Annotated in this window: 6 protein-coding genes; all 6 read right to left on the bottom strand. The window is 59.1% G+C overall.

Annotated features, from left to right (window positions below):
- A partial coding sequence (locus AFK24_RS02090) for a DUF6543 domain-containing protein (protein ID WP_139110436.1) occupies positions 1-390 on the bottom strand: 390 nt, incomplete at its 3' end.
- A gap of 135 nt (positions 391-525) precedes the next feature.
- Positions 526-5,541 (bottom strand): NEL-type E3 ubiquitin ligase domain-containing protein, encoded by a 5,016-nt coding sequence (locus tag AFK24_RS02095; protein ID WP_080482016.1) that lies wholly within the window; start codon positions 5,539-5,541, stop codon positions 526-528.
- 123 nt (positions 5,542-5,664) lie between these two features.
- Positions 5,665-6,786 (bottom strand): beta-ketoacyl-ACP synthase III, encoded by a 1,122-nt coding sequence (locus AFK24_RS02100; RefSeq protein ID WP_065831670.1) that lies wholly within the window; start codon positions 6,784-6,786, stop codon positions 5,665-5,667.
- 350 nt (positions 6,787-7,136) lie between these two features.
- The gene (gene hrpA / locus AFK24_RS02105; protein ID WP_065831671.1) at positions 7,137-11,048 is read right to left on the bottom strand and encodes an ATP-dependent RNA helicase HrpA; all 3,912 of its coding nucleotides are present in this window, start codon (positions 11,046-11,048) and stop codon (positions 7,137-7,139) included.
- Positions 11,049-11,328: 280 nt separating this feature from the next.
- Positions 11,329-13,020 carry a long-chain-fatty-acid--CoA ligase FadD1 gene (fadD1, locus tag AFK24_RS02110; RefSeq protein WP_065831672.1) on the bottom strand — a complete coding sequence of 564 codons (1,692 nt, stop codon included), beginning with the start codon at positions 13,018-13,020 and terminating at the stop codon, positions 11,329-11,331.
- A gap of 416 nt (positions 13,021-13,436) precedes the next feature.
- Positions 13,437-15,125, bottom strand: a complete 1,689-nt coding sequence (fadD2, locus tag AFK24_RS02115; RefSeq protein WP_065831673.1) for a long-chain-fatty-acid--CoA ligase FadD2 — start codon at positions 15,123-15,125, stop codon at positions 13,437-13,439.
- Between the last annotated feature and the right edge of the window lie 198 nt (positions 15,126-15,323).

The following is a 15,323-nucleotide window of genomic DNA, read 5'->3' on the forward strand; positions in this document are numbered from 1 at the left end:
CAGCAGCGTCTGTTTCACCGGCTTGAGCGTTTGGACCAGAAGCAAAGTGGTGACCTCCATGGTCACCAGCTGATTGGCCGTCACGTCCAGACGCAGCTTGAAACGGTCGAGCAACGCTTGCTCCAGCAAAGGTGTGGCGAAGTTTTCGATCGATATGAAGCGCGAGTGGATCGGCTCCAGGGTACGTCGAGAAGACTCATTTTTGAGCTGGCTCAGACGCAGCGCCTCGCGCAACGCTTTGGGCGCACTGATGTACCAGGCTGGCAGGCTTTTCTTGAGAAACTCGAGATTGGTGTGCCCCGCATCAAAAGGCGAGGCACCAAAATGCTCGTCGGCACTGGACGCTGGCGGGGATTCTGCCAAAGGCGAGTGGGCGGATTCTATTGACATCGGAAATACCGTGAATGACTCGAAAGGAAGTCATTCACGGTATTTATCTGGCAGTGGTGTGTGACATAACAGGCTACCGCATGGCGATATTCAGCCTTTTGGTCGGCGCAGAATGACGCCACGCAGTGGTGCGATTCACTCTAAACGGGTCGAAGGACCGGCAATCACACTTTCCCGGGGTGGTATCTGCCGGGCGATATCCTGGGTCAACTGCTCGGCATCGGCCGAGACTGCCAACTCGCGCTCGCGCTGAATGGCGCTGACCCGCTCTAGATATTCACCGTCCGAAAGCTCGCTGCGGCGGTCATGCAAGGCATCAAGACGCTCGTAAAACGGCGCGCTGAGGGTCTGGAATCTCTGACTGAAACGCTTCTCGAGAAATTGCTTCCAGAAGTCGCGCTGGACCAGAGAGTGGATGAAAGCCGGCCCGCCTTCCCGGGCCAATATTCGCACCTCGGCAGCCGCCAACATGGGTCTCGATACCCCCGAGAGGGCTAAAAACATCATGCCGCGTACCTGTTCGGGCAATTCCAGTCGCTGCTCGAGCCCGGTTCGAAATGCCATCCGTACTTCGACATGATCCACGGTTTCGCCGAGCAGTTCCCTGGTCCTGATGTTCTCCAGTGCAATTTTTTCAATCTCGTCCAGACGCGCCAGCCCTCTGACCAGCTTGAACATTCTGGCGGGATGTTCGGCAAGCTTGGGCGAGGCCATGATAGTGAAGATCCGCACATGCATTTCCAGATCGCTGAACACCATCGCCACACCATCGGAACAGGTCTGCGGATGGGTCGCCAGGGCATACACTTCCTCGCGCAGCGCTCGGTTGTCTGCGATGACATCGAGTAATGCCCACACCCGCAGGCTCAAGGTCCGTTGATAATGAGCAAAATCGGAGCTGTGGGTCAGGTCATGTAAAACCCGGAAGAAATCTTCGGAGTTGGGCTCCGCCTCCAGATCCTCCCAGCACACAATTCTGGCCTGTTTGTCAGCAACGGCGACATTCTCCATCCAGCCTGCATCCGCCCCGGGTGGTTGTTCGGCATGGACACGCGCGTCACCGATGCCGATGCGCGCTCGGGCAGGTCTGTTGAGCAAAACCGAGGCACGCAGCAGGCTGTCCTCGGCAAGCGGGTTGTCATGCAATTGCACCCTGGCATAGGCACGGTTGAGGTTCGCCAGATGGGTATCGGAAAGATCGACGATCTGGTTGTCGCGCAAATCCGCACTGTGCAACAGCAGGCAATCCCACAACCCGCTCGGCAAGGCATCGATGCCGGTGGAACGCAGGCCCAGGGTCGTGAGTGCGGTCAACGGATGCAGATCCAGTTGCGATCCAATAGGGCAGCTATCCAGATGCAGGGTTTTCAGCGAAGTCAGGTTGCTCAGGTGATGCACAGAGGCTTCGTCCACCACCAGAGGATTGTCGCGCAAGGACAGTTCCTGCAAATTGCCCTGCTGCCCCAACGCGGCGGGCACGGCCGTGAGTTCGTTGCTGTCGAGTTCCAGGCGGCGCAGGTTTTTGAACGGTTTGAGCAGCTGTTGAGCCTGCGTCGTGGTCAGCCCCAGGCGTTCGGCCCGCAATACGCCGATGTGGTCAAAACTGGCGTGCAACTCAGGCAAGCCGGCAACGCTTAGGTCGCTCAGGTCAAGCTCGTAACCGATGAACTCGCCCATATCGTTGTAGCGCCGCATGCCCATTTTTTTCCAGCCCAGTTTCAGCCGGATGGCGACCGCGGCCCTGGCTTCATAAGTGGACTCCGAAACAGCGGAGCCGGTGTCTGGAGCGGTTCTGTCGCTGCCCAGCCAGGCGTCCAGGTTCTTTTCCAGGGCTTTGTATTCTCGTCCCAAGAGTTTCAGCCGCGCCTTTGCAAAGGCGTTGAAGCCCCAGGGCTCGCCGGTGTATCCCGTGCGCATTTGGTTGAGAAACGCCTGCACTTCGTCATCAATGAACCCCGGATAGAGCGCCTTGATCGCCAGCTCCGGCGAATAGTCATGAGCGCCCATCCCAAGCATTTTGAACAAGCCGCGCATACGTCCACTCATGGGATAACCCACACGCCCATCGGCCAAACGATACGGCCAGATGAAGCCCGGTTTGATGGGCCGCATCTTTAACAGGTGTGCGACCTCGCTGCGCCGCGTGGCGGCATAATCGCCCAGCAAGACCCGCAAGTCGCGCTCGTCAGGCACCGCTGGCAGGCCGATATCCCGGCGTACCGAATCAGGCAAGGCCTGTAACAAAGCCTCAAAGAAAGTCTGGTCGGAACCGCCTATCCGGTTGTTATCGCTTCGGAAGGTTTGATACCCCGTGTCGGTCTTGACCAGCACCTGATGGATATGCGCACTCTGGCTGTCGCCAAGTATGTCGAGCTGCTCACCATCAAGAGTGGCGTCGCGCAGTTCAATGGCAAGATCGGCGGGCCATCCCGGCAAACCCGGCAACAGGTCAAATCCCGCCTTGAAGGTGTCCGGATTATGGGTCACCGCGCGGTAAAAACCCTCGTTCACACGATTCAGGCGCAGCTGTTGCTGATACTCCCGAGCCTGTTCGGCGACCGACAACGGGATGCGTTTAGTCGTGGCCATGCGCTGCCTCTGTGCCGGGCTGGCAGAGTCCACCAGTTCCCGGGCGACGGCATTCGGCATGTCGGGAAAGTCCCGGCGAATCAACTTGATCAATGGATCATCGAGGTGTTGGTCCAACGCGTAAAGCTCATCAAGCAGCTGGCCTCTATGAGCCTGAGACAATTCGGACAGATTGCGGGCCAGGCGCGAAATCTGCGCCTGGCTGCCTTCGACCTCTTCACCCAGCAAACTGGCGACTTCGTCCGGGAGTAAGCCTTTGAGCACAGTGTCGAGCAAGGCGGTCATACCGCCCGGTTTGTAAGTGACCTGAATCACCGACGTGGAATTGCTGGTGATGTTCCAGCTCTCGAGCACCGCGCCTTGTTCGTCCAGCAGGCGCAATCCTCGGGGCGAGGGCCAGCGCCGGGTGGACGTGAGCAATTTCAGAAAGGGTTCGATCCGTGCCGTATTGACCTGATCCAGGTCGCTGCCATTCATCAACGTGATGAAGTCTTCCACTTGCTGCTCGATGCCGAAGCGCTGCAGGGTCACGCTCAGCAACGCAGGCGCCGGCAAATTTTCCACATGCACCTGACGCAACAGCGCCTCGTCGCCACCGGTAGCCCGCAGCGCTCGTCGCAAGGTTTCATCGGCAAGGGCTTCATGAGCCGCGTTCAGGCGTTTCAATGCAAGGGTTTCGTCCCAACCCATGGGGTTTTCGCCTTCAAAACGCCAGGTCCCTGCGCCGTTGTGCTCAAGTACCGGCGAATGCGATTCGTGGTCGTTGGGATGCTTGACGCGCCACCTGTTCAAGGCTGTATCGAACTCTACGCGATACAGTTCTCCAGCCAGGGGCAACCAGGTTTTGCCGTCGACCTTGATCAGTCCCTGAGCGTCGGCGGCCACTCGGGAAGGCAGGACAACCTTCTGCCGGAACCGGGCGAGATCGGGTTTCCACAACCGCGTCAGGCCGTTGGGCAGTTTGACCGCAGTCAGGCTTTCGACGAATGACGAGGGCAGCACGCGCGGCGCAACATGCACCGCCGCGCCCAGCACCGCCATCGCCGCGAGGTTTTCACCGATGTCGAACACGTGGTTCAGGGCTTCCTCGGTTTCGCCGTGGGTCCAGTCCTCCACCGCAACGAACGCTTCGCTCAGCAATTGGCCCACTGCAACCACGGCCAGGATGGCGCCCAGTACCGGCACGAAAAAACCCGCCACCATCAGTAAATCCATGCCTGCCGACTCGAAGGCATACCAGCGCTTGAGCCGGCTTTTGCGATCTTCGTCACTGGTGGGCACGGCAACGATCCGCGAATCCGCGTAGGTCTTGGTCAGCAGATGGTCGTAAAGCGCCTCGAACGGCGGCTTGTCGATGGCGCGTTTTTCCAGATAAAGCTCGGCGTTGGCTTCGAATTTCGGGGTCAAAAAGTTCTCATCCCCCGGGAGTGGACGCAGCGGGGTCAGCCGTTCATTAAGCTTGCAGAAGAAAAGATGGCTCTGCTCGAGGCTGACAAAACGCTGAAAGTATTCCTGATACTTCATGTTGAAAAACTTGCGACGCATCCCGGCGGTAAATGCGGCAAACGATGCGTATTCCTTCAAGGGCGTTTCGGGATCACCGGGCAGGTAGACCACGCACGGCAAGTCATCACCGGGCTGGTCAGGCTCGATCAGCAGCGCGCCATATAACGTGCTGCCGGGAAACGCGTAGGTATCGAGCATGTGTAACTGGCGATAACGCACCGGACTGCCGTGCCAGCGCGGATTGCCTGCGGGCTTGACCAGTTCCAGCAGCAGTTGATAGCTGTCAGCGCTGATGTGTTCTTTCATGTGGGCGATGTGCGCCAACACCTCCACTGCATCACGCTCGCTGGTCATGAACGCGCTGGCAACCGCCTGTGCTGCCGAGCCCGGCGCCTGGCCCTGAGGCGTGACGGGCTTGAACACACTGTCCAGATGCATCTGATATCGCGCCCCCAGATTCAGCGTACGACTCAGTTCGGCGAACTGTTCGGGCTTGATGCCCAGCGTGCCGTTATAGCGATAGCGAAAGCGCGGCACATCAGGCAGCAGGCCGGAGCCATAAATCAGTTCCACCTGCAAACCTTCAGCCGGCAACAGCGCGGCCCCCTGCCCAAGGCCACCTTCGGCGCTCTCGCTGGCTTCGAAATTCTGCAAGGCGGCGTGCAGCAGCGTCTGTTTCACCGGCGTACGCGTCTCCAGCAGCAGCAGACTCTTGACCTCCATAGTCACCAACTCATTGGCCATCACGTCCAGTCGCAGCTTGAAGCGATCAAACAAGGCCTGTTCCAGCAATGGCGTAGCGAAGGTCTGGATCGGCATGAGCCGGTTGCGTATCAGCTCCAGGGCGCGGCGGGAGCGCTGGCTCTTCAACTGACTCGCGCGCAATGCCTCGCGCATGGGTTTTGATGAGCTTCGGTACCACTCCGGGAGAGTGGTTTTGAGGAACTCGAGATTGGCGTGGTCCGTACCAAATGGCGCAGAGCCGTCAGCCTCGACAGGACATGCCGGGACTGGAGGGATTGTGCGGTTACTGTCGAAGGTAAGTGTCGCAGACATCGGTAAATCCTTGAATGACTCACAATGAAGTCATTCACGGTATTTATCCGACACACTAAAGTGACATACCCGGCTATTACCCGAGCGAGACGCAGAAGCGCCGTACCGATGCCTGTTTTGCGATCAGCGCTTGCGCAGGATAACGCTGCCTATGGAATAACCGGCACCGAACGAACTGAGCACACCCAGCGCGCCCTTGGGCAAGTCGTCCTGATAGCTGTGAAAAGCAATCACCGAGCCAGCCGAGCTGGTATTGGCGTAGGTATCGAGAATCACCGGCGCTTCTTCAATGGTCGCTTCACGGCCCAGCAACTTCTTGACGATCAGGTGGTTCATGCTCAAGTTCGCCTGATGCAGCCAGAAGCGCTGCACGTCGCTGGCATTCAATCCGTTATCTGCAAGATGGGCGCCCACCAGCTCGGCCACCATCGGACAAACTTCGCGGAACACCTTGCGGCCTTCCTGAACGAACAGCTTGTCCGCCGCATCCGCACCTTCATCGGCGGTACGATTGAGGAAGCCGAAATTGTTGCGAATGTTGTTGGAGAACGAGGTCAGCAGTTTGCTGCTGACGATATCGAACTGATAAGCCGACGTGGCCAAATCAGCGCGCTCGACCACCACGGCAGTCGCACCGTCGCCAAAAATGAAATGGCTGTCGCGATCGCGGAAATTCAAATGCGCGGTGCAGATTTCCGGACTGATCACCAGCACGGCGCGAGCCTGGCCCATCTGCACGCTATTGCTGGCGGCCTGAATGCCGAAGGTAGCGGAGGAGCAGGCGACATTCATGTCGTAGCCGAAACCCTGAACGCCCAATGCCGCCTGAATTTCAATGGAAATGGCCGGATAAGCGCGTTGCAGATTAGAGCAGGCGACGATTACGCCGTCGATATCGGCAGCGGTCTTACCGGCGCGCTGCAAGGCTTGATTGGCAGCAGCGACGCCCATTTCACAGAGGATCGACCACTCGTCATTAGCGCGCTCGGGCAGACGCGGCTTCATGCGCTGCGGATCAAGAATGCCGGCCTTGTCCATCACGAAGCGGCTTTTGATGCCGGAAGCTTTTTCGATGAAGGCCGCATTGGATTCAGTCAGCGCCTGCACTTCGCCACGCTCGATGGCGTCGGCATTTTCGCTGTTGAACTGCGCAACGTAAGTATTGAAAGACTGCACCAGCTCTTCGTTGGAAATGCTGTTGGCCGGGGTGTACAGGCCTGTGCCGCTGATGACGACATTGTGCACGGTCGTTCCTCTCTTATTGATCAACGCAGGTAGCGACCTGCTCGAGCACGGCGGGTTGGCTCACTCATGGAACCAACGTACCAATGCCTACATAAAATAACTGCCGAAGGCGCAAGAACATCCGGGCAACGCATCGGGCTCAAGTCGCGAAGTGTGCCATAACTGCTGGCTTTTGGCGCTATCCGGGCGGGTGATTAACGGCGAACCCTGTAGGAGATCCTTCGTCGCGCAGCAAGCACCGGCCCCCGTTGGAGCGAGGCTTGCCCGCAAAGAATGAGGACGCGGTAGAGCTGGGTCACCGAGGCGCCTGATTCGCGGGCAAGCCTCGCTCCAACGGGTGCCCTTTCCAGTCACCCCTCCACCAGACTCCACTGCTTACTCAGGCGTTTATCCGAAACCGCCATTTTGGTGCCCAGCTGCTGGGCGAACAGCGAAACCCGGTATTCCTCCAGCCACCAGCGATAGGCCACCAGCTCGTCGTCGCGCTTGCCTTCCTGGCCGTGCTTGCTGGAACGGGCCTGATATTGCGCCCACAGGCCCGCCAGTTCGGTGCTCCAGACCCGATCCTTCTGGACCTGGCCGGGGAGTTTTTCCAGACGCATTTCGATAGCTTTCAAATAGCGCGGCAACTCCTTGAGCCATTGCGCCGGGGTTTCGCGGACGAAGCCCGGATAGACCAGATGGCTGAGCTGCGACTTGATGTCGTTGAGTGCCACGGCCTGGGACAGATCGATCTTGCCCTTGAAGCGCTTTTGCAGGCCATGCCAGAGCTTGAGAATTTCCAGAGTCAGCTTCGCCAGACGCTCGGCGTGTTCGGTCCAGCCGCCGCGCTTGCGTTCGGCCAATGCCAGCAGCCCGGCACCGTCGCGTGGCAAATTGGTTTCGCCTTCGAGAATGCAGCTGTCGAGGCTGGCCAGCAGGATGTCTTCGACCAATGCGTCGATACGGCCCAATTCCCGATGCAACAACGCCAGTTCGGTTTGCCCCGGCAGTTTGCTGCGCAGGAACTTCGCGGGCTCGGCCAGCTGCTGCAACAACAAGCGCTGCAAGGCGCGACGATGTTGATATTCGGCTTCGGCCGGCGTCGAGAAACGTCCTTTCTTGACCGTGCCCGATTCCTCGACCAATGCCGGATACACCGTCATCGACAGCCCGGCGATGTTCTGCTGGGTTTTCTCCGCGACCGGAGCAAACACCTTCGCTTCCACCGGCTGCTGGCTTTTAGCCGTTTGCGGCACGGCCAAGGCGGCCTGACTGGCTTGGGCAAAACGCGCGGTCAGCTCATCCAGATCACGCCCTTCACCGAGGAACTTGCCTTCGGCGTCGACGATTTCCAGATTCATCTTCAGATGATTTTCCAGCTGCTGCGCCGCTTCGGCCCAGGCTTCGTCAGTTACACGGGCGCCGGTCATGCGCAGCAGTTCGCGGCCGAGCGCTTGCGGGAGCGAGCCTTCGCCAAAGGTCATGCGCTGCAAGGCGGCCTTGATGAAGTCCGGCACCGGAACGAAGTTCTTGCGAATCGCCTTGGGCAGGTTGCGCACCAGCGCAATGCATTTGGTCTCCAGCAAACCGGGCACCAGCCATTCCAGACGCTCGGCGGGCAACGACAGCAGCAACGGCGCGGGCACGCGCAGCGTCACGCCATCGCGGGGATGATTAGGCTCGAAGTGGTAGGTCAGCGCCAGGGTCAGATCGCCCAGGCGCAAGGTGTCCGGGTAATACGCGGCGGTGACTTCACTGGCTTCACGGGCCAGCACGTCTTCCTCGCGCATGATCAACAACTGCGGATTCTTCTGGCTTTCGGTCTTGTACCAGCTGTCGAACGTCGCGGTCTGGTGGATCTCGGCGGGAATGCGCGCTTCGTAGAAGCTGTACAGCGTATCTTCGTCGGCGAGAATGTCGCGACGGCGCGCCTTGGCTTCCAGTTCGTCGAGGCTTTCCAGCAGTTTGGTATTGGCGGTCAGGCACTTGGCCCGCGACTGGATTTCGCCGCGCACCAGACCTTCACGAATGAACAGCTCGCGCGACACCACCGGATCAATCGGGCCGTAATGCACGGGACGACGACCGACCACAATCAGGCCGAACAGGGTGATCTGCTCGAACGCCACGACCTGGCCGCGCTTTTTCTCCCAGTGCGGTTCAAAGTGGTTCTTCTTGATCAAGTGCCCGGCCAGCGGCTCGATCCAGTCGGAGTCGATCTTGGCGACCATTCGCGCATAAAGCTTGGTGGTTTCCACCAGCTCCGCCGCCATCAGCCATTGCGGGCGCTTCCTGCCCAGACCGGAAGACGGGTGGATCCAGAAGCGTCGTTGCCGCGCACCCAGATAATCGCCTTCATCAGCCTTCTGCCCGACCTGACTGAGCAGACCGGAAAGAATCGCCTTGTGAAATTTCGGGAAGTCGGCTGGCTCTTTATTCACCGTCAGCTGCAGGTCGCGGCAGATCAAGCTCAGTTGCCGATGGGAATCGCGCCATTCGCGCAGACGCAGGTAATTGAGGAAGTTGCGCCGACACCAGTTACGCAACGGGCTGGCGGTCAACGCCTGGCGTTGTTCTTCAAAACCACGCCACAGATTGACCAGCCCGGCGAAATCCGAGTCCGCGTCTTTCCATTGTGCGTGGGCCTGATCCGCAGCCTGTTGACGCTCCGGCGGACGCTCGCGCACGTCTTGCACGGACATGGCGCTCGCCACGATCAGCACTTCCTGCAAGCTGCCCTGCTTCGCCGCTTCGAGCAACATGCGACCCATGCGCGGGTCCACCGGCAAGCGCGCCAACTGGCGGCCCAGCGGGGTCAGCTGGTTCTCGCGATTGACCGCCGAGAGTTCCTGCAACAGGTTGAAACCGTCGCTGATGGCCTTGCCATCCGGCGGTTCGATAAACGGGAAATCGGTGATCTCACCCAGACGCAGGTGCAGCATCTGCAGGATGACCGCCGCGAGGTTGGTGCGCAGGATTTCCGGATCGGTAAATTCCGGCCGCCCGTTGAAATCTTCCTCGCTGTACAGCCGCACGCACAACCCCGGCTCGACCCGGCCGCAACGACCTTTACGCTGATTGGCGCTGGCCTGGGAAACCGCTTCAATCGGCAGGCGCTGGACCTTGGCGCGATAGCTGTAGCGGCTGATCCGCGCGGTGCCGGTGTCGATCACGTAACGGATGCCCGGCACGGTGAGGGAAGTTTCGGCAACGTTGGTGGCCAGCACCACCCGGCGTCCCGGATGCGACTGGAAAATCCGCTGCTGCTCGGCCTGTGACAGGCGCGCGTACAGCGGCAGGATTTCGGTGTGTTTGAGCTGCGCCTTGCGCAGCATTTCCGCCGCGTCACGGATTTCCCGTTCGCCGGGCAGGAACACCAGCACATCGCCGGGGCTCTTGCGCTCGCTACGCTCGAAGGCTTCCAGTTCGTCGATCACGGCGAGAATCGCCTGATCCACGGTCAGGTCTTCTTCGACACTGTTGCCCTCCTCGTCCTGTTCGGACGTCAGCGGGCGATACCAGAGGTCAACCGGGAAGGTCCGGCCGGAAACCTCGACAATGGGCGCGTCGTTGAAGTGCTCGGAGAAACGCTGCAAGTCGATGGTCGCGGAGGTGATGATGACTTTCAGGTCCGGGCGACGCGGCAGCAGGGTTTTCAGATAGCCGAGCAGGAAGTCGATGTTCAGGCTGCGTTCGTGAGCTTCGTCGACGATGATCGTGTCGTAGCGTTCCAGAAACCGGTCGTGCTGGGTTTCTGCGAGCAGAATGCCGTCGGTCATCAGTTTGATCAGGGTGTTGCTGTCGCTTTGATCTTCGAAACGAACCTGATAACCCACCAGCGCACCCAACGGCGTACCGAGTTCTTCGGCGACCCGGCTGGCAACGCTGCGCGCCGCAATACGACGCGGTTGGGTGTGACCGATCAAACCGTGTTGCCCGCGACCTATTTCCAGACAGATCTTCGGCAGCTGCGTGGTTTTCCCCGAACCGGTTTCGCCCGCGATGATCAGCACCTGATGCTTGAGCAGCGCGGCCTTGATTTCATCGCGCTTGGCGGCAATCGGCAGGCTGTCGTCGTAACGAATCACCGGCACGCTGTCGCGCCGCGCCGTCACCTGGGCAAACGAGGCTTGCACCTTCGCCACCCATTGCGCCAGCTTCGCCTCATCGGGCTTCTTGCGCAGATCGTGCAACTGACGACGCAAACGATGCCGTTCGCTGATCATCGCGTGGTCGAGGTTTTTCAGCAGTTGGTCGATAGAAGGCGTTTGATCGGTCATCAGATGCGCAGGGTCTTTTGAAGGGTGCAAAAGGGGGGATTGTCGCAGATTTGGCAGGGATGATGCAGATGCAGCGTCGGTTGGCGAACATCAGACTACGTGGGACCGGATTCATCCAGATTCTGTTGGAGCGAGGCTTGCCCGCGAACGGGGCTGTCGGCCGACATCTTCGCTGGCTGAATTGACGCCTTCGCGGGCAAGTCGGAACGCCGCCCGCTCGCGCCAACGAATCGAAAACAACAAACCCCGCACCGGGCGGGGTTTGGGTCGGCGGCTGAGCTTACTTCTTCAACCCCAACTTCTTCAATTCCCCATCACGCAACTCGCGGCGCAGGATCTTGCCGACATTGGTGGTGGGCAGTGCATCGCGGAATTCGACGCTGCGCGGGACTTTGTAGCCGGTAAGGTTGGCACGCATGTGTTCCATGACTTGATCCTTGGTCAGGGTCACGCCGGGTTTGACTACCACGAAAACCTTGATCGCCTCGCCGGATTTCTCGTCCGGAACGCCGATGGCTGCGCACTGCAGCACGCCGGGCAAGGTCGCCAGCACGTCTTCCAGTTCGTTGGGGTAGACGTTGAAACCGGAGATCAGAATCATGTCTTTCTTGCGGTCGACAATGCGCAGGTAGCCATCGGGCTGAATGATCGCGATGTCGCCGGTCTTGAGCCAGCCATCGGCGTCGAGCATTTCGTCGGTGGCGTCCTGACGCTGCCAGTAGCCTTTCATGACCTGCGGCCCCTTGATGCACAGCTCGCCGATCTCGCCCAGCGGTTGTTCAACGCCCGCGTCGTCGATGACTTTGCACAAGGTCGACGGCACTGGAATGCCGATGGTGCCGACGTGGTTCATCTGGATCGGATTGACCGTGGCCACCGGGCTGGTTTCGGTCATGCCGTAGCCTTCGCAGATCGCGCAGCCGGTCACTTCTTTCCAGCGCTCGGCAGCCGCGAGTTGCAGCGCCATGCCGCCGGACAGGGTGACTTTCAGGGCCGAGAAATCCAGGTTGCGAAATTCCTGGTTATTGCACAGCGCCACGAACAGCGTGTTGAGGCCGACGAAGCCACTGAACTTCCACTTCGACAGTTCCTTGACCATCGCCGACAGATCGCGCGGATTGCTGATCAGGATGTTGTGGTTGCCGATCAGCATCATAGACATGCAGTGAAAGGTGAACGCGTAGATGTGATACAGCGGCAACGGCGTAATCAGGATCTCGCAGCCTTCATTAAGGTTGGAACCCATCAGCGCCTTGCACTGCAGCATGTTGGCGATCAGGTTGCGGTGGGTCAGCATCGCGCCTTTGGCCACGCCCGTGGTGCCGCCGGTGTACTGCAGCACCGCGACGTCATTGGCGGCAGGCGACGCATCGTTGACCGGCTGGCCATGACCTTTGCTCAGCACGTCATTGAACTTGACGGCCTTGGGCAGGTGATACGCCGGGACCATCTTCTTCACGTACTTGATGACGCTGTTGATCAACAGACGCTTGAGCGGCGGCAGCATGTCGGCCACTTCGGTGACAATGACGTGCTTGACCTGGGTCTTGGGCACGACCTTTTCCGCCAGATGCGCCATGTTCGCCAGGCACACCAGCGCCTTGGCACCGGAGTCGTTGAATTGGTGTTCCATCTCCCGCGCGGTGTACAGCGGGTTGGTGTTGACCACGATCAGTCCAGCACGAATGGCACCGAATACGGCAATCGGATACTGCAACACATTGGGCAGCTGTACGGCGATGCGATCGCCGGGTTGCAGGTCAGTGTGTTGCTGGATCCAGGCAGCAAAAGCACCGGACAATTCATACAGCTCACCATAAGTGAGCGTCTTGCCCAGGTTACTGAAGGCCGGTTTATTGGCGAAACGCTGGCAAGACTGCTTCAATACCGCCTGGACGTTGGGATACTCGTCTGGATTGATATCGGCAGCAATGCCGGACGGGTACTTGTCCTTCCAGAAATTTTCGATCATGGAAGCCGGCTCCTCAGCGACAGCGAATTCTTCACACCGCTTGATCGCGGTGATTTTCTTGTGTTTTGGAATTTTGCGGTTCACGCTTTTGACTTACGGACTGGTCGAAAAGCGCGCCGAGAGTAGCAGCTTTGCCGAGGGTCGCATAGAGCCAACAAAGGCCTCTACAGTCACTAAAGTGACTCTTGATTATCCGGTAGTCACATTTAGAGCAATCATACTATTTGTCGCAAATCTGCCTGAAATTGTTGGGCTAGAGCCGTCGATTGACTTCGTAGGACCGGCTTCAGCCGGGAGGGCGGAAGGTTTGACGACGGGACGGCTGCGAATGTACCGCCGCCTCCCGGCTAAAGCCGGTCCTACGGAATGTGTTCAAATAGTTGCGTGATGAGGGTCAAGACCGTTTCGACGATTCTTTACGCAATATCCCGCAACTCCCGTCGCAGAATCTTGCCCACCGGAGTCATTGGCAGCGACTCGCGCAATACGATGTGTTTCGGCACTTTGTAAGCAGTGAAGTTTTCCTTGCAGAATGTCTTGAGCTCTTCAACGCTGACCCCGCCTTCGCGAGGCACTACGAACAGCTTCACCGCTTCTCCGGAGCGCTCGTCAGGTACGCCGATGACGGCGCAGTTGGCAACGCCAGGATGGCTCATGACCACATCTTCGATCTCATTCGGGTAGACGTTGAAGCCGGAAACGATGATCAGGTCTTTCTTGCGATCGACAATGCTGATGAAACCATCGGCATCGATGACGGCAATGTCACCGGTCTTGAACCAGCCTTCGGCGTCGATAGCCTCGGCAGTAGCATCCGGACGCTTCCAGTAGCCCACCATCACTTGCGGGCCTTTGATGCACAGCTCGCCTCGCTCACCCAGAGGCAACTCGTGGCCTTCATCATCGATGACTTTCATCGCCGTACTCGGCATCGGAATCCCCACGGTGCCGAGTCGTGCGCTGGCACCATAGGGATTGGCGCTGGCCACGGGAGACGTCTCGGTCAGCCCGTAACCTTCAACGATGCGGCAACCCGTGAGCTGCTCCCAGCGCTCGGCGGTGGACTTGACCAAGGCGGTGCCGCCGGAGTTGGTGCTTTTCAGGCTGGAGAAATCCAGGGATTTGAAATCCGGATGGTTCATCAAGGCCACGAACAGCGTATTGAGGCCGATCATGGCCGAAAAGCGCCATTTGCCCAGCTCCTTGATGAAGCCGCCGATGTCTCGTGGGTTGGTAATCAGGATGTTGTGGTTGCCGCTGACCATCATGCACATGCAGTTCGCGGTGAAGGCATAGATATGATAAAGCGGCAATGGCGCGATCATGACCTCCTTACCCTCTCGGAACACCGGGCTGCCGTCGTCGCCGTGCTGCAGCATGCAGGCGTAGACCTGCTGCATGTTCGCCACCAGATTGCCGTGGCTGAGCATCGCGCCCTTGGCCAGGCCGGTGGTGCCACCGGTGTATTGCAGGACCGCGATATCCTCAAGCCCGAGGGTCACGGGTTGCAGGTGATGACCGCGGCCCAGGTGCAACGCGCTTTTGAAAGGCGTGGCCTGGGGCAAGTCGTAGGCCGGGACCAGCTTCTTGACCTTGTCGACAATCATATTGACCAGCCAGCCCTTGGCCGCTGCTTGCATATCACCCATCTTCACTTCAATCAGGTACTGGATCTCAGTGTCGGGCAGCACTTCCTGAACCAGCTTGCCGAACAGATTCAGATAAACCAGTGCCCGTGCGCCGGAGTCCTTGAACTGGTGACGCATTTCCCGCGCGGTATACAACGGGTTGGTATTGACCACGATGAGGCCGGCGCGCAGGGCGCCAAACACGGCGATCGGGTATTGCAGCAGATTGGGCATTTGCACGGCGATGCGGTCGCCAGGCTTGAGTTCGGTGTGTTGCTGGAGGAATGCAGCGAATGCCGCCGAATGACGATCCAGCTCCGCATAAGTCAGGGTAACGCCCATATTGCTGAACGCCGGGCGATCGGCGAATTTTCGGCAACTGCGCTCGAACACTTCGATGACCGACTTGTAGGCGTGCAGATCCACCTCAGGGAGTACGCCCGCCGGGCGTTTGTCATTCCAGAAATCAGGTTGCATTGTTATTGTCCTCTTACCTGAGAGTGTCTGGCCCGCTGCTGTAGCGCGGGGCTTGGCGGACGTTAGCAGCAATCGCCAGGAAGGCAAATACCAGCCAATGCGTCATCATCGGCGTGAATCTCATTGCTGATCGGGTTGCTGATCGGGGCTGCAATCGACCATCGGCTATACACTCCATGAACAGAGCCGGAATATCAG

Source organism: Pseudomonas syringae (assembly GCF_001698815.1).
GTDB classification, from domain to species: Bacteria; Pseudomonadota; Gammaproteobacteria; order Pseudomonadales; family Pseudomonadaceae; genus Aquipseudomonas; species Aquipseudomonas syringae_A.